Raw genomic sequence first — 23,231 nt, 5'->3', positions numbered from 1 at the left:
GAACAGCCTTCTTGTACAGCTTGCCAGGAAGCCCCGGTCTATTGAGCATGAATACCGGTCTTCAGCGCTTTGACGGGTATGAACCGGCTCGGTTTCCCGAGGTGAAAAATATGCAGGATATGCATCGCCCGCGTACAGGCCGTGTAGAACAGCTTCCGCTCGCTCTCTCTGCCATAGCTTTCCTCGGAGCCGTCGCAGATGATTACCGCGTCGAACTCAACGCCTTTTGCCAAATAAGCAGGCAGAACCAGCGTTCCTTTTTGAAAATTCGGCGTATCCTTTGTCACGAGCTGTATCGGCAGCTTATCTTTAAGGACGTCATATATCCGGGAGCTTTCCTCAGCCGTCTTGCAGATCACTGCAACGTAATGATAGCCTTTGGAGTGCAGATCCCGAATATCCTCTTCCACCCGGGAGATCAGCTCTTCGCGGCCTGATACTTCCCTTAACAGAGGCTCTTCCCCTCTGCGGTTAAATGGAATAATCCGGTCCCCGCCGGGAATCATCGAACGGGTAAACTCCACAATTTCATAGGTGGAACGGTAGCTTTGCGTCAGGGACACAACTTCCGTATTTTCCTCCCCGTAAATGCTTACCAGTCCCGCCAGCTCGCCGAGCGCCTCTCCCTGGGCATAAATCGCCTGATTGAGATCACCAAGCACAGTCATTTTGGCTCTTGGGAACATGCGCCGCATAAATTCGAGCTGGAACGGCGAGTAATCCTGTACCTCATCCACGAACACATAGCGTATGAATGTATTGGTATGGAAGCCCTGGGTGAGCTCCTTTAGATAAAGGAAAGGGGTGGCATCCTCGTACGAAAGATTGCCATCCGCCAGCGTATTCATCGTCTGCCTGCTTACAGTATTCCAGGTATCCGGAAGCGGAGTGCCGCCGTTCAGGCTTTCGAGCAGTTCCCTGTCCTGAAACAGCCGGGAATAAAGCCCTTTGGCGTCGGCAAAACGGCCGCGCTTAACCCAACCCCGCAGCGGCTTGAGACGCTGGCTGACCACGTAGCGGGCGAGCATTTCTTTTTCCAAGTCAAAATCGTCGAACGTCTCCGCCTTGCCCCGCTGCTTGCGCCTCATCATCTGATACGCACGGTGGTACTCAGCGGAGTCCAGCAGCTCGATCTGTTCCTCCACCCAGGCCGCACGCCGCTCTTCGGTGCTGAACAGGGCGATCTTCTTCAGCAGCCAGCCGGTCATAAGGTCGATCCGGTTCGCCAGCCTGATGGAAGGGTCGTAGCTGTAGAACTTCCTTTCCATCTCATCTTTGCCTACGATAGCCCGGCCCTGGAACATGAGCGGCTTGAAGAGCATCCCTTCGCGCTCCAGCCTGAACGCATAGCTGCGGATGGCATCAAGAAACGCAACCGAGGATTTATAGGCGATTCCGTCCCTCCGGGCGTCCGTCTCGGGGCCTTCCGCGCTGTTCAGCAGCGTTTCCGTCTGGGTGAATACATCCTCCAGCTGAAATTCTTGGCCCAGGCGGTGCTCCAGATACACCTGGAACGTCGTCTGCTGCATATTGTCCTCGCCCAGCTCGGGAAGAACGGTGGACACATAGCTGTTGAACAGCGGATTGGGCGAGAACAGCAGCACTTGATCCGCCTGAAGGGTATCGCGGTATTTGTACAGCAGATAGGCGACCCGCTGAAGCGCCGCCGATGTCTTGCCGCTCCCGGCAGCCCCCTGGACCACAAGCATTCGGCTGCGGTCGTTGCGGATAATGGCGTTCTGTTCTTTCTGAATGGTGGCCACAATATTCTTCATCCGGTCGTCTGCGCTGTGGCTCAGCACCTGCTGAAGCAGTTCGTCTCCGATCGTCATGCCGGTATCGAACATTACCTCAATCTCTCCGTCCTGGATGACGAACTGGCGCTTCAGACTCATTTCTCCGCTTACAGTCCCTGACGGGGTCTCGAACGATGCCGCTCCCGGCGCGCCGTCATAATACAGACTTGAAATCGGCGCCCGCCAGTCATAAATCAGAAAAGTGCCGTCGTCTTCCATAAGGGAGCCAATGCCCAGATAAATCCGTTCCGTCTCCCCTTCCGGCGCGTCGGCGAAATCGATCCGTCCGAAGTAAGGAGACAGGACAAGCTTTTTATATTTTTTCAGCGCTTTGCTGGATTGCAAATGATGGCGTTCGCGTTCCGACAGGACTTGAGCCTGCTGCCGCAGACTTGTGGAGGTCTCTCCAAGATCGTCGGGGCTGCTGAAGTTGACGGTTACCTCTTCCCAGAAATCTTTGCGAAGCTCAACCACATCGCTGCGGTGCAGTCCCAGCTCCTCGGAGAGGGCCCGGATATGACGCTTCAGAAGGCCGGTAACGCGGTCTACCCGATTCTGCTCTTCCTTCCATTCGGTTTCGTTAATGGACACTGCAACTCATCCCCTTTTATAGGTTGACACCACATATAAAGCATGTTATAATCTTTAGGAGTATTTATGTAAAATAACTCTTGCTTTATATGGCATTTTTTCATTTTAACAATTTTTACTGTCCTAATCAAGTTATTGTACTACAGCATATTCTCCTATATAAGCCAAGTGATCCGGTTCCCGAGGGGAACCGGATTTTTATTTAGCATAGTATAAGCTGCTCTCGCGGGGTCACAGCTTGTCTTTTTCCTCAGAGCCTCGGTTAATTTGATCCGCAACCCTGTCGAGGCGTTCCAGCTGATAGCCGTAATCATAGACCGCGCCTGCGACAACCGCCAGCCGAAGCCGGCTTGGATTACCGAGCTCATAGCCCTGAACCACCGACTCCAGAAAGCTGTCATTATCATCTTCCAGCGGCCCCGTCTCCGAAATGCCCGGTTTGATCTTATCCTGGAACTTCAGCAGAATATGCTCATGGTATTTGATCAGCAGCTCCAGATGCCGGTCGAACACTGCGTTGGTCTCTTGGCTGCGCTCCGCTTGAAAGTAATGCCGGTCTATCGCATCCAGTACTTCGTAGCCTTTTTGCAAGGATGAAAGCAAATTTTTGTAAACTACCATTTGCCTGGTCTCGCTGTACTTAGGCTTTCGCAGCTTTTTTTGTTCTTCTTCAAAGAGGGCGTATTTGTCAGCCAGTGAGCGGATTGAGCCTTCAAGGGAGTTCTTCTCGTCCCGGAACACGCTCTCTTTCATTTCATGGGAGACGGCGGTCCGCAGCAGCAGGGACAGGCTGGAAAAGACATTCTCAATCTGATTGATGTACTGCTTCCGCGGCTTCGGAGGAATTACCAGGATGTTAATGAAGAAAGCGGACACAACCCCCGTCATGATCATCAAAAACCGGTTAAGCGCAAACTGCCACTGCCCGGATGCATCCATCACGGATATGACTGTGACCAGGGTCAGCCCGATGGTGTCCGCCCGGTTCATCTTCATGCTGAGCATAATAACCAGAATGGAGACAATCCCCACCGCAATGGGCTGATTGGACAGCAGCATGCCGCCAAGCAGCGCCATAACCGCACCGATTGTACTGGTCTGAATCTGGTCGAGAAAATGCCGCCAGGATCTGTAGATCGACGGCTGCAATGCGAATATGGCCGCTATACCCGCGCCTGTCGGCGAGGGGAACTTCAGCAGCGTGGCGAGATATAGGGCAAGTGTTACCGCAAGCCCCGTTTTTAGTACGCGGGCGCCAAAATTCACGGCCTATCCCTCCTATTGTTTCTTATATCAATTTGGGAAATACTGAAAATGTAAGCCGGATATCCTTCCCGGGGTATCCGGCTTTTTCGCGTCTTATTTCTTGTGCTTCTTCAGGAAAGCGCGCAAAGACTCGAACCAAGCGATGGACAGCATCAGCCAGGCGCAGCTTGCGGCGTATCCGCCGATTACATCGCTCGGAAAATGCACGCCGAGGTAAATCCGGCTCCAGCCGATTGCAGCCGTCATGAGGAAGCAGGCGGCGACCAGCAGAACCCTGGCGGCAGAAGAATGCAAATGGCGCCATAGCAGAAAGGTCAGCGCGCCATACACCGAGAAGGCGGCCATCGAATGGCCGCTTGGGAAGCTGAAGCCGGGCTCCTCGATAATCCGGTGAATGTTCGGCCGCTCCCTGTGAATAGAGTCTTTTAGTACGGTGTTGAGCATATTTGAAGTCACACCTACCCACAGAAACAGCAGCAGCTCCAAACGGTGCTTAAAAAACAGAAACAGAGCAGCCATAATAACGAGCGACAGACCGATGACGATCTTGGACGACCCGACCAAGGACAGCGTCTTGGCTGCAGACGTAAGCGCAGGCGATTCGGCGGACTGGACAAGATGAATAATCCGCTCATCAAACGCTGCCGTGTAATTATATGCGACCAGAACGGCGATCAGCCCGAAGATGACCGCAAACAGCAGGAAAAGCTTGAAACCCCTGGACCAATGCCAAGAAATCATTCTCTATTGCCTCCTGAGTACATATTACGAACAGAGCCCGTTTCCAGAGGATACCTTCTCCATGCTATACTTGGTAAAGTAGTCAACTATAAAAAGATGGAGTGCTGCCAAAGTGGAAATTCAAAAGCTGCAGGAACGCATGCTGAGCCAATTCGTTCAGACCAAGATTCCGCTAACAATCTTTACAACGAACGGAGTAAAAATCCAGGGCATTATGACCGCGTATGACGCTTACACGTTAACCTTGCAGGGTCAAAGCGACGGCAGACAGAATGTGCTGTTCAAATCTGCCGTATCCACCATTGTGCCGTTAAGGCCGGTATCACTAAGGTAGTGTTGCTTGCGTGCCATTTTGCTTTCTTCTGCCCTTTCCTACTGTTTCAGCAGAAAACGCCGGTCTTAGTAGCCCGGCGTTTTCTCCGTTGTTCTCGTCCGCTGCCCATGATTGGCAGATTTCTTAGAACAAAGCCGGTTTAATGCAGACGGGCTTTGACACCGCCGCCTCGTTTCCGGTAAACGTCAGCCGCCCGCTTTCATTGTCCCGTGCAAAGACGACCAGATTATTGGCGTCCCGGTTGGCAACGATGAGGTAGCCGCCGTCAGGCGTCAGCGCAAAATGGCGCGGATGGCCGCCGCGGGTGGACACATGCTCAACAAAGTCAAGCTCTGCCGTTGCCGGATTGACCGCAAATACGACAATGCTGTCATGCCCGCGATTTGATCCGTACAGGTACCGCCCGTCGGGTGACAGCGCGATCTCCGCACACGTATTTTCCAGGGCGAAGTCTTTCGGAAGTGTAGGCACGGTGAGAACCGTTCTAAGCGTGCCGCTTCCGGCTTCATATGTAAAGGAAGTAATCGTAGAATCCACTTCATTGATAACATACGCGGAATGTCCGTCCGGATGAAAAGCAAAATGACGGGGGCCGGCTCCCGGGTGAAGCTTGGTGTCCCCGTGCGGTTCTAACGTTCCCTTCTCATAATTAATCGTGTAAGCCCTGATCACGTCCAGCCCCAAGTCGCAGACAAACAGAAACCGTTCATCCGGGCTGAATGTCGCCGAATGCGGATGGGGCCGGTCCTGCCTTTCCGGATGATGACCATGCCCCGTATGGACGGCGCTGCCGGTCAGCCGTACCGTATGTCCTTCGCCGTCAAGGGAGACCAGCCCAATGTTCCCGCCATGATAACTCGTGACGATGAGATACCGGCTACCAGCATCCCGGGTAATATGGCAGGTGCTCGTCTGCTTCTTTCCTTCGGCGGGCATCGTTCCCGTTCGGCTGATCTCCGTCAGCACCCCGGACGCCGGGTCGATTGCATATGCAGCCACTTCCCCTTCCTTTACTCCTTCACCGTTCAGCTTGTCACCAATGGCATACAGAAGATGTCCCTGCGCATTAACATTGACGAATGTCGGGTTCGCAATCCCCTTTACTTCGTCAAGCAATGTCAGGGTGCCTCCGCTCGGGTCCATTTGAAACACATGAATACCGCTCTCCCCGGCCCCGGAATAAGATCCTGTGAACAGGAGCAGCTTGGATGGTTCGATCATATTATTATTCCTCCTCTTTGCTTTAAGCTGTGCTTTTTATAATTTACATTTTTTCTTTGTCCATGACAAATCGTATGGGTATTATTACAACAATTATTTTAAAAAATTATTTTAAAAATTAACCTTCTCAGGAAAAGAACCTCATGTTATAATGGAAGCGCTAACATAATGTCTAAAGGGGGAACAGGAATGAACAGCATTCTACTGGAAGCCGGAAACGTATATGAGGACTTCGAGGTGGAAACGAACGTTCTGTTCTTTAAGGTCGGCAATCATGACCTGGTCATCTTTCACGGCAGAAACTATAATATTAAAAAGAGAATGTCTGCCGAGCAGCTCGACCGGCTGCTGAAATCTTCGAGCTATTTTCATGTTCAGGGCGGAGTTTATGTCAACCTGAAGAAGATCAGCTCCATCGAGGACGACTGCATCTATTTCGGGGAAAAAGGCGGATACGCCAAGCGGGTACGCATCCCTAAAAGAAAGCAGGAGTCCATTCGCCAGCTTCTTGGCGGCATGGTTTCTTGAAGCAGCTGCCGCATTTAACCTCTTGAAGCCGGAAAATCATGGGAAACCGTGATTTTCCGGCTTTTTTGGCGTTAATTAAGGTTTTCTTAAAAAGAATATCCGTTTTTTTATGTCTTCTTAAGGTTTGGAGGGCTGAATTCTGGTAAAGTTGTATGCAGACAGGCAACACCTATAACTGAAGGGAGTCATTGTTACAATGGATGAGAAGAATTTGAACGAGAGAGAGCACCAGGATATCCCCACGAAATCGGAGGAAGCCGCAGTCGAAAATACTCAACAGGAAATCCCTGTTATGGACAAGATTGGCGTACCGTCGGCGGACGCACCGGCCCAATCCAAGGGAGGCAAAGGCTGGATGATCGCCTCGATTGTGCTGGCGGCCGCGCTTGTTGTTGTATTGATTTATCCGACGTTCCAGAAGGCCGACGGTGAAGCTGCAGTCGCCACCGTAAACGGCCAAGATATTACCAAGAACGAGCTGTACGACAAGCTGGTGCAAGCCGGCGGCGAGTCGACGCTGCAATCTATGATTACCCAGGAGCTTGTTGATCAGGAAGCCGCGAAAGCCAAAATTACCGTTACCGATGCCGATATTAATAATGAAATCGAAGACCTCAAGAAGCAGTTCGGCGGCGAAGAAGGACTGAATTCCGCACTTTCCCAAAGCGGTATGACGATGGACGTTCTCAAGGAGCAGCTGCCGCTTCAGGTTAAGATTCGCAAGCTGCTTGAGCCAAAAGTCAAGATTACCGATAAAGATATCCAAACGTACTTTAATGAAAACAAAGCATCGCTCGGTTCGGAAGAACAAGTTCGCGCTTCCCATATTCTAGTTAAGACGAAAGAAGAAGCCGATGCGATCGAGAAGCAGCTCAAATCCGGGGGAGACTTCGCGGCATTGGCCAAGGAGAAGTCGGGAGATCCCGGCTCCAAGGACAAAGGCGGCGATCTAGGTTTCTTCAAACGCAGCGATATGGTTGCCGAATTCTCGAACGCGGCCTTCAAAATGAAGGTCGGCGAAGTAAGCGAGCCTGTCAAGAGTCAGTATGGCTACCACATCATCAAAGTAACGGACCACAAGGACGCTGTTACACCAACTTTGGAGAAATCCAAGGAAGAAATCCGCAAAACGCTGATTTCCCAGAAAGTCAATGAAATGTCCGGCACCTGGATGCAGACTTTGACCTCGGGAGCGAAAATTACGAACACTCTGGCCGACGCCAAGAAGCCGGATGCCTCTGCAGCGCCGGAAGCCTCCGCTAAGCCGGAAGCAAGCGCCGCTGCTCAATAATAAGCAAGCCTGGACAAAAAGGACAAGCGATCCGTCGCCTGTCCTTTTTGCTTTTTTTACATTGAAGAAGATCCTAAGCGGGGGACTTAATCTATGCTGCTCTTACCGATTTTCTTCCCGCGAGGACATGGAACCGTCTTATTTAAACACCTTTACACGGTCTTCAACAGGCTGGAACTCTTTCTCGCCGGGAGCGGTCACGATGCCGCCGAAAGGCATTTGAGCAATCAGCTTCCATTTTGCCGGGAGTTCCCATGTCGATTTCACTTCTTCGTCGATCAGCGGGTTGTAGTGCTGCAGGGAAGCGCCTACGCCGGCTTCTGCGAGAGCGGTCCATACGACATGCTGGAGCATACCGGAAGACTGGTTGGACCAGATCGGGAAATTATCGGCATAGGCAGCAAAGTTTGTTTGCAGCTGCTCAACGACGGCCTGATCTTCAAAAAAGAGAACCGTACCTGCTCCGGCTTTGAATGCAGCCATTTTCTGGGCAGTACCTTCAAATTGCTCGGTAGGCACGATTTGGCGCAGCGTATTGGAAGTGATGTCCCACAGCTTGTCGTGCTGCTCGCCGAACAGGACAACGGCTCTGGCACTTTGGGAGTTAAAGGAGGACGGGCTGTGCAGAACCGCCTGCTCTACGATTTCTTGTACTTTTTCCGCGGATACCGGCAGTTCCTTGCTGATTGCGTATACGGAGCGTCTTTTTTTCACAGCATCAAAGTAATTATTAGACATAAGATTATTTCCTCCATTTTTTTAGTTGCTTACTTTTCTATATCTTAATACATTTCTTCCGGCAATGCAATGCTTCCGTTTATTTTTTGAAATAGGAAATTCGGATACAATACAACTACGTTACATTATTGGAGGTTACCACATGTTCTATTCTTCAATCCCTGTTCGGCATAAAAGAAATTGGCGGCTGTACTGCCTCTGCTTTCCCATTCTTCTGCTCTCCGTGTCATTGAATGGCTGCGAAGGCGGAACCATGAAGAACCATGCGGCTATTCCTGCCGACGGACCTCTGAGCCCCGTTCAGTTCTGGGAGGCCACGGATCTGCATTATCATGATAAAAGCCTTCATGACGACGGAACTGCTTTTCAATCGTTCGTATCTTCGGGCGACGGTAAACAGCTTCCCTATATAGATGAAATTCTGGATGCTTTTGTATATGAAGCGGGAATTAAGAAACCGGATTTCATTATTTTAAGCGGTGACTTAACTAATAATGGGGAACGCGCAAGCCATAAATCGCTCGCAAGAAAATTGGCGCGAATCGAGGAACAAGGCACATCCGTTTACGTTATACCGGGCAACCACGATTTGTTCAATCCATGGGCCAGGGCTTTTAAGGGTGACCGGCAAGTCGTGACGGAAAGTATTACGGATAAAGATTTTACAGATATTTATAGGCGCTTTGGTTACGATGAGGCCTTGTCCCGCGACCGGCAAACCCTGAGCTATGCGGTCAGAGCGGCTCCCGGTCTCTGGCTGCTTATGATTGACAGCATCCAATATGATAATAACCGGAGGCTGGGGCATCCGCAGACGGACGGGCGTGTCCTCCCCTCCACTCTTGCCTGGATCGACAGCTGCGTGCAAACGGCAACGGAGGAGAACGCCAGAGTTCTTACGGTCATGCACCACAATATACTCGATCATAGCGATATCAATATTCCCGGATTCAAGGTCAATAACAGCGGACAGGTGCTGAAGAATCTGCAGAAAAACGGACTAAACCTCGTATTATCCGGCCATATCCATATGCAGGACATCCGGCGAAAGCTTACGGACGGCGACTCCGAAATTGCGGACAAAAAAGCTGTATACGATATAGCAACAAGCGCCTTGGCGGTCAATCCGCATCAATACGGGGCAATGACCTTCGATCCGATGACCGGCAGGACGACTTACCAATCAACGCCTGTAGATGTGGAAGGCTGGGCTTCATCTGCCGGTCTCACCGATCCCCGGTTGCTGTCGTTCAAGAAATATGCGGAGCAGAGCTTCATGGGAAGCTCATATAAGAAGGCCTATAAGAGTCTGAGGGACAGTAAGTTCAGCGATCGGGACAAGCGGGAAATGGCAGATGCGATGGCCCGGCTCAACGTGCGGTATTTTGCCGGAACAGCAGGCAGCGGCAGCGGCGATCTGCTGATGCTCCATGGATTTAAGCTGTGGTCAACCGTCAATAAGGGCTTTCTTCCGCGCTACATCCGCAGCATGGCCCAGCCTAAAGCGCTGAGCAATACCTCTCTTGAGATTATTCTGAACCGCGAGCAGCCTTAAGCCTTATTGCCTGTATCGCCGGGGCTGCTTCACCTAAAATCAAAAACCCTGCCGCTTCGACGCATACTGCGTTAAGGAAGCGGCAGGGCTTATTCAGTACAGATATGAAAGTCTAATCGCGCGTAATATAAATCAGGCCTTCGTCGTCCACTTTCACCTGGGCATGAAGAGCCTCGGCTACGCTGCGCAGCGGCACATAGCCTCTGCCGTATTGGTCAAAATAAACCGGCTGGGGCAGCTTGACTTTCGCACCGTCTATAACGGCATCCTTCGAGCCTGCTTTCAGGACGATCGTCGTTCCATAAATATCGTCGGTAACTGTGATCCGCTTGGATGCCGCGTCCCATTCTACCTGGGCATCCAGCTCGGCGGCCAAATAACGAAGGGGAATCATCGTCGTCGTCCCTTTAACAACGGCATCGGAATAATCCGTTTCCGGGTCAATCACAACCGATTTTTTCGTAATGCCAAGATCGTCTTTAAGTACACGGTAAGCTGTGGAATCTGTACCAAAATTGCGCAGAACCACGCCCGGTGTAAGCTCCGTCTCCATAACGTTCAAAGCGCCCTCTGTTGCGATCGGGTCGGCCTTGACCGGACCGTTAATGTTCCATACCTGGGTTTCCGTCTTGAAGGAAATGCTCCGGATTGGAATGCCTACGTCGTTCGGCAGTGCCACATTCAGACTCAGGTTCTGCTTGCGAACGTGCAGGGAGCTGTCCACGAACAGATCAGCCTGAAGCTTCGTATCCTTGCTAAGAACGGTCTTAATTTCGGGGGCCGATTCATACAGCTTGTTGAGCTGCTTGTCATACACCAGAAGAACCGTATCGACCGCCAGCTTGGCCGCATCATGAAGCACGGTAACGACCTCCGCTTTATTTTCTATCGGAACGTCACCCAGCCCAATGCTGCTCAGCATATCCGTTGTCGACTCCTGCTTCAGCACCGGCAGCAAATAATCGTACAGACCGCTGATCAGTTCGGTAAAGCCCTCCGTATCCTTTGATACGGATTTCAGGAAAGCTTTTAACAGTCCAGGCAGCTCTTCTCCCGTTACTTCGGCATGCACCTTCATCAGGTTCAAAGATTCGCCATACACAGCTTCGTTAACCGGGGTTACGTTGATTGCGGACGGATTGGGAAGATTCTTGATTACAAACTGGCTTATCAGCTTGTTGAGACCTTCCGCCTTCTCTACATCAAGTCCGGCAGCCGTCAGTTCCTGATTATAACCCTCCATCGGGAAATAGAAAGGTTTCTTGGCTCCTTCAACGTTCAAGGCGAGCACCGTCTTGCTCATGTAAAAAGTAAATGGAATGCTGGCCTGCTTATAGCCAAGTGTCCCGCTGGCAGAAATATCCCCGCCCTCTTGCAGCTTCAAATGACTTACGTTTAATGTGAAGGAATTGATAAGGTCGATGATTTTCTGATCTTCGGCGCTGATTCCCGGTGCCGGGACCGCGTTCAGAGAGAAGGACACGCTCTCCTCCGCCGATTTTACGTCGAGATTGCCGAGCAGCGCCTTATTTAAATCCAGGCCGCCTACCGTTTGACATCCCGCAAGCACAAGCAGCAGCGCCAAGATTGGCAGCAGCCACTTCGCTCTTTTTTTCACATTTCTCATTGAATCCCTCTTCTCTCTTTTGATTTAGACATGCTTTAGACATGCAAAGTTATTATCTCAGGTGAGGGATATTCTGTAAATGGATAGGGCATACCGATTTTACATACTTTTACATAACGAAAATACTTCTCCAGTCCATTTCCGGTAATTCGCCATAATATAACAGCCGGATGATGGCAAGTACAGCCAAGTGCCCCGGATAAAATGACCACCAAACCCAGCGCGGAACGCGACGCTTTTGCAGGTATACCCAAAGCTCGGGGCCGTATGCAATCACCAGGGTCGGCAATAGACTCAACATTTGAATCGTCCAGCCATAATAGAACATATAAATTACATTCAGCGCCAGATGCGCAAGCACGAGCCTGTACGAACGGGCATAGCGGAAGATCAGCACCAGCAGCAGCCCGTACGCATTATAATCAAGGGGATAATGGTCCATTACCCAAAGGATCGGAGCTGCAGCCGCAATGCCCATCCACAGTTTGGGCAGCTTGTCCAGCGCAATTAGCACGAGCTCGGAAAGAAGCAGCGTAAAGACGACATTCAGTCCTCCCGGATCAAGGGCCAAATTGTACGGAATTTGCGCGATCAGCGCGATAATGAGCAGCCGCAGCACGTATCGGGACTTGGAGGAGGTATAGAGATGCCCCTGGACAAGCGCATAACAATAGATGGGGAACGCAATTCTTCCGATATACCGCCACCCAAGATCCTGGGGAAAAAAGATATATCCGATATGATCAATCAGCATAGTTAGCATGGCAATAAGCTGCATGTCATTCCTCCAAATAGTTCTTGAGCTAAAATCCGTTATATTGTTTTCTTTACATACAATCTCGCGGTTTCTTCCCAATACTCGCCCGGCTGCAGACTGAACAAGCCGATTTCTTCGCCCGGCAGCTGCACATTCGGCGCATTGACCAGATTAATCTGCGGCTCGGGGCAGAAAAAGCCCTCCGTCGCCCCGTTGTTCCAGATCATCCACTGCTTGTAGGATGTGCCCACATCATACACCAGGGTCACGCCGAGTTTGGTATCAGTAAGCTCCATCCGGTTGCGCCCATTTTGCGGGACGGCTGTATAATGGTTGTCAAGCGGAGCAAAGAACGGGTATACGCCTTCTTCCCGAAGCTCTGTCTCTTTAGGCGTTAGAGGCTGATAATTCCCCGTCGGAAGCATTCGCTCATTAAGCTCCCACCGATCACCGATCGTTAACTTCACACGGTAATCGCTCGCGGCACTTTCCCGGGCAAACGGAGCGTTGACCGCCGTATGGAAGGCCAGCAGGCACGGCATTGCCTCATCCCCGTTATTGTGAATCAGGACTTGTTGGGACAGTCCCGCTTCCGACAGGCCGTAGCGCAGCTTAACGGTGTATTGATGCGGCAAATATGTGTAAGATGGATGATTCTCGTCCACTTTTACCGCTACGGTAACATAGCTCTCGTTCTTCCCGGTCCCGAAGTCTTCCACCTGCCAAGCCGCCGTATATAAAAAACCGTGTATATGGTTGCCGGTTGCTTTCTCGTTAATCGGCAGACGATATACTTGTCCGTTCCAAGGAAATTTTCCGTCCTCATACCGATTCGGCGGGAACAGCACGGGAATCCCGTACACTCCAGGGCTTTCTTTAAAAGCATCCATACCTTCCGTTCCCGGTTCGCGCAGGAAGCGATAACCGCTCTGGGTATCACGGAACGCAATCAAGTTGCCGCCGATCCCCGGCAGCACCGCCGCTTCATAACGCCCGACTCTGAGCCATACCGCATCTTCTCCCTCAAATTGTCCTTCATATGCCTCAATATCCACTGGATCACCCCGGTTTCTAAATAATGTAATTGCTTTCACTAATGATAGCTTATAACTGCTCCACTTCGACGCTCAAGATGTACTCAATATCCTTTAAATCATAATAGATTTCGGTGCAAAAATCGCGGTCGGGAGCGGACAGCACCATATCGATCATTTGTCTTCCGTTATCTAAGTCCTTGATTTTCATCCGCCGGACCATTCTTTTACGGAATTTCCTTTTGTCTTGTCTTTACTATATCCTACCCGATTTTCGATTTTATTTCCTTATGATGGAAAGAAAAAAAGGATGCATGTACCGGTAATCCGGAACAAGCATCCGAGTTGCAGTGAAGCTGACTGGCTTAGCCCAGCACGATTCGGTCGTCCGCCAGCTTGTGTCCGCTGATGGTCTCGAATTCACCTAGAAGACGTTCTACCGTCAGGTCCTTTTTACGCTTCTCGTCGATATCAAGGATAATCTGTCCTTTGTCCATCATAATAAGCCGATTGCCTAGCCGGATGGCCTGCTCCATATTATGGGTTACCATCAGCGTTGTCAGCTTCATCTCCCGGACAATGGATTCAGTCAGCTGCGTAATCAGATCCGCTCTGGCTGGATCGAGGGCAGCCGTATGCTCGTCCAGCAGCAAGATTTGCGGCTTCGTAAAGGTGGCCATCAGCAGGCTGAGCGCCTGTCTTTCTCCTCCCGACAAGAGACCCACCTTCGCCCGCAGACGATTCTCCAGGCCGATGCCAAGCCGCTGAAGCTCTTCGCGGAACAACGTCCGCTTCGAGGAGGATACGCCGATGGACAGACCTCTGCTCTTGCCGCGCTTGTAAGCCATTGCCAGATTCTCTTCGATGGTCATATGGGGAGACGTGCCGGCCATCGGATCCTGAAAGACCCGCCCGATCCAGCGGCTGCGCTGATGCTCGGGCAAATGGCTGATCGAGCTTCCTTCGATGAGGACCTCGCCGAGATCCGGCTTCATGACACCGGAAATAATATTCATCATCGTCGACTTCCCGGCTCCGTTGCTGCCGATGATCGTTACGAAATCACCCGGATTCAGCTCCAGGTCGAGGCCGAGCAGCGCAATTTTCTCGTCCGGCGTGCCCGGATTGAACAGCTTGGATACGTTATCGAGCTTTAGCATCAGCAGCACCCCCTCTCTTACCCTTCAAGGCTTGCTCGGCCAGCTCAGCCGTACGCTTGCGGGCGTTGTTCTTTTGCTTGAGGAAGCGCTGCACCGATGGGAACACCAAGGCGATTATTACGATAATAGCCGTTATCAATCTAAGATCAGAGGCGTCAAGCCATTCCACCCTCAGCGCAAGTGCGACAACAATCCGGTACACAATCGAGCCAAGCACAACCGCCAGCGTCGCGCGGAACACGCTGCGTGAGCCAAAGATTGCTTCGCCGATAATAACGGAGGCAAGGCCGATAACGATCATCCCGATGCCCATTGAGGAATCGGCAAAGGCCTGGTACTGGGCAATGAGTGCTCCAGAGAGCGCCACCAGCCCGTTCGACAGGCTGATGCCGAGAATCGTTGTACTGTCCGTGTTCACACCGAAGCTGCGAATCATCCGCGAGTTGTCTCCCGTCGCCCGCAGAGCAAGTCCCAGATCGGTGCGCAGGAACACATCCATCAGCAGCTTGACGGCGAGAACGACGAACGGCATGACATACAGCGGATTCATCAAGGAAATCAGCGTGGTCTCGCCCATCAGCGACACATTGGGCTTGCCCAAGATCCGCAAATTAATCGAATAAAGGGCGATCATCATTAATATCCCCGACAGCAGTCCATTAATCTTCCCTTTAGTATGCAGCAGGCCAGTGCACAGTCCGGCAAGAATACCGCCGGCGAGCGCCCCGAGCGTAGCCAGCCACGGCGAATAGCCGTGGGTGATCATAACGGCGGCAATAGCGCCGCCAGTGGCAAAGCTGCCATCAACCGTCAAATCCGGAAAATCTAAAATCCGAAACGTAATATATACACCTAAAGCCATTAAAGCATAAAGCAGCCCCAGTTCCACCGCTCCAAGCATTGAATTCCACATGATGACTTCCTCCTTCAAACGGCAAGGGGCGCCTGTAAGAAAACGCCCCGGTTCAAATCTTTTTTATTGGATGATATCGTTGGTCTGGTCAACTACTTCTTTCTTCATGGCGTCTGTTACTTCAATGCCTTGAGCGGCGGCGGCCTTCAGATTAAGGATAACGTCCAGCTTCTGCTGCACCGTCACAGGAAGATCGCCGATTTTCTTGCCATTCTTGAGCACTTCAACCGCCATTTGTCCGACTTGGTATCCATGGTCGAAGTATTTAAAGCCGACTGTGGCAAAAGCGCCTCTCTCGACAGTGTCGCGGTCGCTCGAGAAGAACGGAAGCTTATTCTCATTGGCTACCTGGATGATGGAATCAACCCCGCTTACAACCGAGTTATCCAGTGTAATGTAGAGCGCGTCCACCCGTCCAACCAAGGATTCGGCGGCTTGTTTGACTTCAGAAGTATTAGCCACCGGAGCTTTAACCAGCTCGATCCCATGCTTATCTAGTGCAGCCTTGGCTTTGTCCGCCATTGAAACGGCATTCGGTTCGCCTTCATTGATAATAATTCCCAGCTTCTTCACATTTGGAAATTGAGCGGCGATGAAATCCATCAGTCTGACAATCGCCTCAGGGTTCGTATCCGACGCCCCTGACACATTTCCTCCCGGATGTTCAAGATTCGTGACCACTTTGGCATCAAGCGGGTCCGTTACGGCTGCAAACAATACCGGCGTATCGTTCTTGACCGCCTGCACAAGCGCTTGAGCGGACGGCGTTGCAATTCCGATCGTCAGATCATTGTCTTCGCTCGCAATTTTCTGGGCGATGGACAAATTGTTGGCTGCATCCGCCTGAGCGTTCTCAAAGTCAATAGTAAGGTTCTGTCCTTCGACGATCCCCGCATCCTTAAGTGCGGCTATAATGCCGTCGTACGTCGCATCAAGCGACGGATGCTCAACATACTGCGATACGGCGATCTTGTAAGTTTTGGCATCGGTGCTCTGTGCGGTGCTGCCCGGGGAGGCCGCGGCGCCAGTATTCGCCGTATTATTATTGTTACCGCAGCCTGCCGCTGCGAGCATGACGCATAAACTGAGCCCCAGCCAAATTTTCTTTCTCTTCATGTAGAAACCCCTCTTCCATTTATAGTATTTCAGTGCTTGCAACGAATCGTACGCCGTAGTCCATCGCTTTTACAGATAAAAGCAATAAAGCAAAAGCAGGCGGCAAACCACGACCGTACCAGCTATCTATGAAACCATATTATATGTAGGTTCAATTTCCGTCAATCCGAAATAACACCCCCGTCACTCCCGGGTACCCGCATGCTCCCCAGTTCAGCGGCAATTCATCCTGATTATTCCTGACAGCCATTTCCTGAAACCCGGCCACATAAAAAGATGGCAGCGGAGCATACTGAGTTTACAATTTTGAAAATGGAGCGTGAGAGATGTTCGAGAATCGAAAAAAAATAGTGTTTTTGACCTCCGCACTGTCTGCAGCCGTTCTGGCCGCATCAGCCTGTGGAAGCGTTAGAAATGACGGACAGCTCCGCACAAATGCGGTAAAGCCTTCGGTTCATTCAAGAAGTTATATCGAAAATCTTCCAGTAACTGATCCATCCGGAAAAACATGGGTCGCTCTGGAGGCAGCGGCCAATTCGCTTGGCTACCGTATTGAAGAAGAACCCGGCGGCGGCGGTTATGCCAAAATTGGATACAGCGATGTAATGTACAGAGTGCGCCCGGGCTCGGCAAGCGCCTTCTCGCTGGGTAAAGGCTGTACCCTCCCGGATGCGCCTAAACGGCAAAATGATAAAATTTACATGACAACTGACGCACTTTCAAAATTATTCAATACGAAAGTCAGTTGGAATCCGGGAAGCGGCGAGATTTCCATCGCCCCCCCGAAAGAACAAAGCACGGAAGAGAAGCACACAGCGGTTAAATCAGACAAACCGTTCCGCATTCAGAGCCTATCCTCGTCACAAGCCAATGAGCTAATCTCCTATGCCAAGAAATTTCTGGGCGTTCCTTATGAGTTCGGGGCAGCTCCTTACGAGGAATCCAAGACATTCGATTGTTCTTCATTTACCCGCCATGTCTTCAAGAAGTTTGGTGTCGATTTGCCGCGTCTGGCTAGAGATCAGGATAATGTCGGAACATCCGTCAGCCGGCAGCAGCTTGAGCCCGGTGATCTGATTTTCTTTACCGTACCCGGCAGGTTCGAGAAAGACACTATTCCCGGCCACGTCGGCATTTATATCGGGAATGGAGAATTTATACACACCTGGGGCGATCCCGGAGTTCAGATCAGCAAGCTGGACAGCGGATATTGGAGCAACGTCATTTTGCATATGCGGCGCGTCCTTTAGGACGAGCCTGCATGTGCTTTTTCACTAAACTAAAAAAATCGGCCAGCCGCTTATCTCATCATGTCCCGTCCGGGTGCCCGCTCGAACCCTTTGAATCTCGTCCCTTGATAGGTCAGGTCTCCCCGGTCGCCTTCAACAATCAATCCGTACAGCCTGTCAGGCACTCCAAGCTCCAATCGGTCGCCGCTTGGCGTTTCAAAGGTTACATAATAATTCGTGCTTGCGCTTGAGTCTCCCGAACCTCCACTCACCCGGAAGCGTTTGGCAACGACCGTACAGGAAACCGTAAGCACTTCGCTTGCATTGTTAGCCATCCACTGTTTAATTCCTTTAAAGATGACATAAATAATTATAGAGAAAAATACCAAGAGAAAGATTTTGAAGAATACCGGCATATCATGCCAAAAGAGTTCAAAAGCACTGGGCTGCTCAAACGTAGCTACCCCGGTCCATTCGCTCATATTCATTCCTCCTGCCCAATTGTTTACATTTATGTACGCAAAATGCACGGCAAGGGTTGCGCCTCGCCTCGCTCATTTGGATCTGAGCAGCCGCTATGTTATCATTATATACTAGATCGGCTAAGGAGGTCCCCTTTTGACTCAATATATAGATCTAAGAACGCGAACCAGGCTAATTCGGCTCGCATTGGCCATCATCCTTGCATGTGCCCTGCCCGTATCTGCCTTCATGGTATGGAGCAGTCAGACAGCTGAAGAGAAAGGGACACAAGGAATCGAACATCAGGAACGCCATTTTGCGGTATCGTCCGCACGCCTGCATCCCCCGCAGCATGTTCCCTACGCCTTATCCCGTCTTCCCTATGAACTAACCGCTCACGCCTCGCTGGAGCTTTATCTTTTGCCTCTGCTGTTCGCATTATTTTATCCGCTTATCTATAATCTGTTGAAGCGCTTGCTTCTGTATCCGCTTAAATTTACCTCAAATTATGTGGTTTTCCCATTCGGCGGCTGAATACATTGTGGACGAAATAGTAAACTTACGAATACATCCGAGTTATTGGAGGCTGGATTTATTATGAACTTTAGAGAATGTGATTTGCCCGGAATCGGGAGAAAATTTGTGCTGCAGACCCGCAGCGGCGATAAGCTCGCTATTATTGTACATGATGACGGACGGCGGGAGCTGTATCATTTTGAATATGACGATCCGGATCAAAGTATTTCCATGGTTACACTGGACGACGAAGAAGCCAGGTACATTTCGGCTATTATCGGGGGCGTCACATACAAGCCAAGGTCGCTTGAATCCATTGAGGTTGCGCTGGACGATCTGATTATTGAGTGGTACCGTCTGGAGCCGGGGTTCAGTTCTGTGGGCCGTACGATCGGCGAGCTTGATATCCGCGCCCGTTCCGGTGTGACTATAATAGCGGTCATCGAAAAAAATCACACCAAACATCTCAGTCCCGGCCCCGAACTTAGACTGCCGGCGGACTGCCTCATTGTTGCTGCAGGAGAGAGAGAACAGCATAAACAATTTAGGCATATTTTGCGGAATGGATGTGGTTGATCGATGAGCCATATCGTATTTGAAGTCGGACTGGCGATAGCGCTTGTGGCGCTGTCCGGATTACTCGCTGCGAAATTGCGCTTCTCCGTCATTCCGTTTTATATTCTGATCGGTATGGCGGTCGGACCGCATGCTTTTCATATTTGGCATCTGGACTTCCGGTTTATCGAAAGCGCCGCTCTGATTGAATTTATGGGCAGGATCGGCGTCCTGTTCCTACTGTTCTATCTCGGGCTGGAATTTTCCGTGGGCAGGCTGGTCAAAGCGGGAAAATCGATTGCAATGGGCGGAACAATCTATATTCTGATTAACTTCTCCCTTGGTCTGGTGCTGGGCTGGGGACTCGGTTTCCCGCTCGAGGAAATTCTGGTGGTAGCAGGAATTACGACCATTTCCTCCAGTGCAATCGTAGCTAAGGTTCTGGTAGACCTGAAGCGGACCGCCAACCCGGAAACAGAAATGATTCTGGGCATTATCATGTTCGAGGACGTGTTTCTGGCGGTCTACATCTCCATTCTTTCCGGCCTGGTGCTCAGCGGCTCCTCCTCCCTTGGCGGAGTATTGCTGTCGGCTCTGATTGCGCTGGCCTATATGCTGGGCCTCCTTATCATTGGCCGAAAGCTGGTCCCCGTAATTAACAAGGCGCTTAATATCCGCTCCGGCGAACTATTCGCTCTCGTCATATTCGCCATTCTGTTCCTGGTGGCGGGCTTTTCCGAGACGATTCACGTTGCGGAAGCGATTGGAGCGCTGCTGGTCGGCTTAGTTCTTGCTGAGACGGAACATGTCAAGCGGATTGAGAAGCTGATTATTCCGTTCCGCGATTTTTTCGGAGCCATCTTCTTCTTCAGCTTTGGTCTCACGATCGACCCGCGCACTCTCGGCGGAGAAGCCCTTTGGTATTCGCTGGCTGCCGTGGTCGTTACGCTGCTGGGGAATTTCATTGCCGGCTTGCTTGCCGGGCGCAGCGCCGGCCTGAGCCCGCGGGCATCTTCCAATATCGGCCTTACCATCGTGTCGCGCGGCGAATTCTCCATCATTATGGCCAATCTTGGCAAAGCGGGCGGTCTGCTCGCCATTTTGCAGCCGTTCGCCGCCATGTATGTGCTGATCCTGGCGATTCTCGGACCACTGTTGACCAAAGAATCCAAATGGATTTATAGGGTGCTTGATAAAGTATTTAAATTTGAGAGCAGGCACGTTAAGCGAATGGCCCAGAAGCGCACCCCTGCCTCTGAGGAACAATAGCTTTTGGAGCGTTGATCCGCCTCAAAAAAGCGTTCTGGCCTTGAAGCCGGAACGCTTTTTTATGTCCGCTTTGCGGGAAGTCTGCCTTTGCATTCATCGGAATGCTGAAAACGGCTAACGGAACATCCCCCATAAGCGAATCAAGTGGAAGGTACTATTCGGGTCGATTTTTTGGGCAATGACGAATCTGACTATGCTGTCCTCCTGATCAGAACTGAGTCTTTCCCCCAGGATAGCTGAAGCATTCCGCACCAGTCTGCGCACCACGCCAGGGTCCTGAAGCTGCTGCTTGCTGACGCCGTTAATCAAATTCTTGATCCGTTCCTTGACCGCCGGATTTTTCATCTTCGTCTTGATCCGCTCCACCAGCTGAGGACTGATTCCATATTGCTGATAACTCAAGCTTGACGCACCTCCCGTCATATCCAATCTTTCTCAGTATATGACGGGACGTGTCTTCATGTGCCTCAATCGATCAGATCGCCTTGAAAAATTTGTTCTTTCTGGAGATAGCTTCGCAGCGGCGCGAACTCGGCGGATGTCCAAAAGCTGCCATCCTGCAGCAATTCGGCGGCATCGCCGCGCGCCTGCTCAAGAACGGCAAAATCAGCTGCCATGTCCGCGAGGCGAAACTCCGGCAGACCGCTCTGCTTCGTGCCGAAGAAATCCCCTGGCCCCCGCAGCTCAAGATCGCGCCGCGAGACTTCAAAACCGTCGTCCGTTTCGGTCATCGCCGCCATGCGCTCGCGTCCGACCTCCGATTTCGGATCGGCCACCAGCACGCAGTAGGAAGCATGCTCTCCCCGCCCGACGCGCCCGCGAAGCTGATGAAGCTGGGACAGTCCGAACCGGTCGGCGTCCATGATAATCATCAGGGTCGCATTCGGCACATCGACGCCTACCTCGACAACAGTCGTCGATACGAGCACCTGTACTTCATTATCGTAGAAAGCGCGCATGACCTCGTCCTTCTCCCCAGGCGTCATCCGGCCATGCAGCAGGCCTACCCGGTAATCGGGAAAAGCCTGGGACAGCTGAATATGCAGATCAATCGCGTTCTGCACATCCAGCTTGTCCGATTCCTCAATCAGCGGACAGATGATGTATGCTTGACGCCCTTGCCCCACCTCGCGGCGGACCAGATTCAGCACCCTCTCCATCATGTCCGGTTTCACCCAATAGGTAGAGATCGGAATACGTCCTTTCGGACGCTCGGACAAGGTGGAGACATCCATATCCCCGAAGACGGTTATCGCCAGCGTCCGCGGAATCGGGGTCGCCGTCATCGTAAGCACATCCGGATTGTAGCCTTTACGCCGCAAAATACTGCGCTGATTCACCCCAAACCGGTGCTGCTCATCCGTTACAACGAGACCGAGTTCCCTAAAGAACACGTCCTCCTGAATCAAAGCATGCGTTCCGACGACCACATCGACGAGGCCCATTTGCAGCGAGGCGAGCAGATCCTTGCGCTTGCGGCCGTTCACGCTGCCGGTCAGCAGCGCTACGGAAATGCCGAACGGCTCGAACATCGCCTGAAGCGATCTGCTGTGCTGTTCGGCCAAAATCTCTGTCGGCACCATGAGCGCTCCCTGAAAGCCCGAACGGACCGTCGCGAACAGCGCGATTGCCGCGAGCGCCGTTTTGCCGGAACCCACATCGCCTTGAAGCAGCCGGTTCATGCAGTAAGGAGAACGCATATCCTGCAAAATCTCAAGCTCCGCCGCCTTTTGGGCATTGGTCAGCTCGAACGGAAGACTGCGTACGAATTGGCGAACCGTGGCATTGTCCACCGTATGCACCATACCGTCCATCCTGCCCCGATTGAGCGTACGGAAAGCCTGAACCTTCAGTTGGAACAGAAACAGTTCCTCATAGACCATCCTTCTGCGTCCCTGTTGGCCTTCCTGTGAATCCTCGGGCTGATGGATCGTGGCGATTGCCCGTTTACGCGGCATAAAATCGTATTTTTGCATAATGGGCTGCGGCAAAATTTCGGGGATCATATCCCCAAATTGCAGCAGCGCCTGGGCAATTGTCTTGCGGAGCCAGCCTTGCGTAATTTTGCCGCCGACCGAGTACACAGGCTGCAGCGTTCCGGTCTTTCCTTCCCCGCGATCCGGAAATTCATAATCGGCGACTGTAATTTGCGACCGCTTCTGATCCCATTTTCCGCTGATGACAACTTGACGGCCCGCCGTCAGCTGCTCACGCACATAATGCCGGTTGAACCAGGTAGCCGTAAACATCCACGATCCCGTCATCATTTTGCAGCTGAGACGCGACTTCCCGCCAAACCGCTGAAGCACCGGGACGCCCATAACTTTGGCCTCGACCGTTACTTTATCCCCGTGCTTCACTTCGCTAAGCGATTTCGGCCGGTAGTCCTCATAGCGGAAAGGATAATACTCCAGCAAATCTTTCACCGAAAATATGCCAAAGGCGTGAAGCTCAGCCTGCTTTTGAGCGCTCACGCCACTAATTTGTTTAACCATGGTTGTATCCAAAGACAGAATCATATTCATCCCTCAT

General features: G+C 51.6%; 23 protein-coding genes. 8 read left to right on the top strand and 15 right to left on the bottom strand.

The genetic code is table 11. The features are described from left to right. Positions 1-38 precede the first annotated feature (38 nt). The 3 genes from helD to VK70_RS08205 all read right to left on the bottom strand — a co-directional run bounded on the left by helD (position 39) and on the right by VK70_RS08205 (position 4,394). Positions 39-2,387 (bottom strand): RNA polymerase recycling motor HelD, encoded by a 2,349-nt coding sequence (gene helD, locus VK70_RS08215; RefSeq protein WP_025694649.1) that lies wholly within the window; start codon positions 2,385-2,387, stop codon positions 39-41. A gap of 231 nt (positions 2,388-2,618) precedes the next feature. Continuing rightward, entirely contained in the window at positions 2,619-3,653 is a 1,035-nt protein-coding gene (locus VK70_RS08210; RefSeq protein ID WP_025694650.1) for an FUSC family protein, read from the bottom strand. A 93-nt stretch (positions 3,654-3,746) separates the two neighbouring features. Next, the gene (locus tag VK70_RS08205; RefSeq protein WP_025694651.1) at positions 3,747-4,394 is read right to left on the bottom strand and encodes a phosphatase PAP2 family protein; all 648 of its coding nucleotides are present in this window, start codon (positions 4,392-4,394) and stop codon (positions 3,747-3,749) included. A gap of 112 nt (positions 4,395-4,506) precedes the next feature. Between VK70_RS08205 and VK70_RS08200 the strand changes: the two genes are divergently transcribed. After that, positions 4,507-4,728 (top strand): RNA chaperone Hfq, encoded by a 222-nt coding sequence (locus VK70_RS08200; RefSeq protein ID WP_025694652.1) that lies wholly within the window; start codon positions 4,507-4,509, stop codon positions 4,726-4,728. 123 nt (positions 4,729-4,851) lie between these two features. On the opposite strand, the gene VK70_RS08195 is transcribed toward VK70_RS08200, so the two are convergent. After that, complete coding sequence (locus tag VK70_RS08195) at positions 4,852-5,949, bottom strand: lactonase family protein (protein WP_025694653.1); 1,098 nt, start codon at positions 5,947-5,949, stop codon at positions 4,852-4,854. 189 nt (positions 5,950-6,138) lie between these two features. Here VK70_RS08195 and VK70_RS08190 point away from each other — a divergent pair, with 189 nt between their 5' ends. Next, positions 6,139-6,477, top strand: a complete 339-nt coding sequence (locus VK70_RS08190; protein WP_025694654.1) for a hypothetical protein — start codon at positions 6,139-6,141, stop codon at positions 6,475-6,477. A gap of 196 nt (positions 6,478-6,673) precedes the next feature. After that, a complete protein-coding gene (locus tag VK70_RS08185) occupies positions 6,674-7,768 on the top strand; it encodes a peptidylprolyl isomerase (protein WP_046723114.1) in 1,095 nt (364 codons plus the stop codon). 138 nt (positions 7,769-7,906) lie between these two features. On the opposite strand, the gene VK70_RS08180 is transcribed toward VK70_RS08185, so the two are convergent. Then, positions 7,907-8,506, bottom strand: coding sequence for a nitroreductase family protein (locus VK70_RS08180; RefSeq protein WP_025694999.1), 600 nt, complete (start codon positions 8,504-8,506; stop codon positions 7,907-7,909). 142 nt (positions 8,507-8,648) lie between these two features. On the opposite strand from VK70_RS08180, the gene VK70_RS08175 reads away from it, so the two are divergent. Next, entirely contained in the window at positions 8,649-10,061 is a 1,413-nt protein-coding gene (locus tag VK70_RS08175) for a metallophosphoesterase (RefSeq protein ID WP_025695000.1), read from the top strand. A gap of 112 nt (positions 10,062-10,173) precedes the next feature. Here the strand turns inward: VK70_RS08175 and VK70_RS08170 are convergent, their stop codons facing one another. From VK70_RS08170 to VK70_RS08145, 7 genes are all read right to left on the bottom strand, one after another. Continuing rightward, positions 10,174-11,688 carry a copper amine oxidase N-terminal domain-containing protein gene (locus VK70_RS08170; protein WP_046723111.1) on the bottom strand — a complete coding sequence of 505 codons (1,515 nt, stop codon included), beginning with the start codon at positions 11,686-11,688 and terminating at the stop codon, positions 10,174-10,176. A gap of 109 nt (positions 11,689-11,797) precedes the next feature. Beyond that, positions 11,798-12,466: a TraX family protein gene (locus VK70_RS08165; RefSeq protein ID WP_025695537.1), complete on the bottom strand. Its 669-nt coding sequence runs from the start codon at positions 12,464-12,466 to the stop codon at positions 11,798-11,800. A gap of 35 nt (positions 12,467-12,501) precedes the next feature. Further along, positions 12,502-13,500: an aldose 1-epimerase gene (locus VK70_RS08160; protein WP_025695538.1), complete on the bottom strand. Its 999-nt coding sequence runs from the start codon at positions 13,498-13,500 to the stop codon at positions 12,502-12,504. 49 nt (positions 13,501-13,549) lie between these two features. Further along, complete coding sequence (locus VK70_RS28250; protein WP_155986905.1) at positions 13,550-13,690, bottom strand: hypothetical protein; 141 nt, start codon at positions 13,688-13,690, stop codon at positions 13,550-13,552. Positions 13,691-13,844: 154 nt separating this feature from the next. Beyond that, entirely contained in the window at positions 13,845-14,639 is a 795-nt protein-coding gene (locus VK70_RS08155) for an ABC transporter ATP-binding protein (RefSeq protein ID WP_025695539.1), read from the bottom strand. Then, the gene (locus VK70_RS08150) at positions 14,623-15,552 is read right to left on the bottom strand and encodes an ABC transporter permease (protein ID WP_046723109.1); all 930 of its coding nucleotides are present in this window, start codon (positions 15,550-15,552) and stop codon (positions 14,623-14,625) included. Before VK70_RS08150 ends, VK70_RS08155 begins: the two co-directional genes overlap by 17 nt. Before the next feature lie 63 nt (positions 15,553-15,615). Next, on the bottom strand, positions 15,616-16,668 hold the full coding sequence (locus tag VK70_RS08145; RefSeq protein ID WP_025693627.1) for an ABC transporter substrate-binding protein: 1,053 nt from the start codon (positions 16,666-16,668) through the stop codon (positions 15,616-15,618). 326 nt (positions 16,669-16,994) lie between these two features. Between VK70_RS08145 and VK70_RS08140 the strand changes: the two genes are divergently transcribed. Further along, a complete protein-coding gene (locus tag VK70_RS08140) occupies positions 16,995-17,918 on the top strand; it encodes a C40 family peptidase (RefSeq protein WP_025693628.1) in 924 nt (307 codons plus the stop codon). Positions 17,919-17,968: 50 nt separating this feature from the next. On the opposite strand, the gene VK70_RS08135 is transcribed toward VK70_RS08140, so the two are convergent. Next, the gene (locus VK70_RS08135) at positions 17,969-18,379 is read right to left on the bottom strand and encodes a DUF2500 domain-containing protein (RefSeq protein ID WP_025693629.1); all 411 of its coding nucleotides are present in this window, start codon (positions 18,377-18,379) and stop codon (positions 17,969-17,971) included. Positions 18,380-18,515: 136 nt separating this feature from the next. Between VK70_RS08135 and VK70_RS08130 the strand changes: the two genes are divergently transcribed. The 3 genes from VK70_RS08130 (at position 18,516) to VK70_RS08120 (ending at position 20,699) form a co-directional block, all read left to right on the top strand. After that, on the top strand, positions 18,516-18,893 hold the full coding sequence (locus VK70_RS08130; protein WP_025693631.1) for a hypothetical protein: 378 nt from the start codon (positions 18,516-18,518) through the stop codon (positions 18,891-18,893). 63 nt (positions 18,894-18,956) lie between these two features. After that, the gene (locus VK70_RS08125) at positions 18,957-19,451 is read left to right on the top strand and encodes a cation:proton antiporter regulatory subunit (protein ID WP_025693632.1); all 495 of its coding nucleotides are present in this window, start codon (positions 18,957-18,959) and stop codon (positions 19,449-19,451) included. A gap of 3 nt (positions 19,452-19,454) precedes the next feature. After that, entirely contained in the window at positions 19,455-20,699 is a 1,245-nt protein-coding gene (locus tag VK70_RS08120) for a cation:proton antiporter (RefSeq protein ID WP_025693633.1), read from the top strand. Positions 20,700-20,813: 114 nt separating this feature from the next. Here the strand turns inward: VK70_RS08120 and VK70_RS08115 are convergent, their stop codons facing one another. Together VK70_RS08115 and recG are read right to left on the bottom strand one after the other, a co-directional pair. After that, a complete protein-coding gene (locus VK70_RS08115; RefSeq protein ID WP_025693634.1) occupies positions 20,814-21,101 on the bottom strand; it encodes a stage VI sporulation protein F in 288 nt (95 codons plus the stop codon). A 65-nt stretch (positions 21,102-21,166) separates the two neighbouring features. Continuing rightward, positions 21,167-23,218, bottom strand: a complete 2,052-nt coding sequence (gene recG, locus VK70_RS08110; RefSeq protein WP_036637857.1) for an ATP-dependent DNA helicase RecG — start codon at positions 23,216-23,218, stop codon at positions 21,167-21,169. Positions 23,219-23,231 lie beyond the last annotated feature (13 nt).

Origin of the sequence: Paenibacillus durus ATCC 35681 (assembly GCF_000993825.1) — a bacterium.
Taxonomy (GTDB): Bacteria; Bacillota; Bacilli; order Paenibacillales; family Paenibacillaceae; genus Paenibacillus_AQ; species Paenibacillus_AQ durus_B.
The sequence above is the reverse complement of the archived record's forward strand: the minus strand, read 5'-3'. Positions and strand labels throughout refer to the sequence as shown.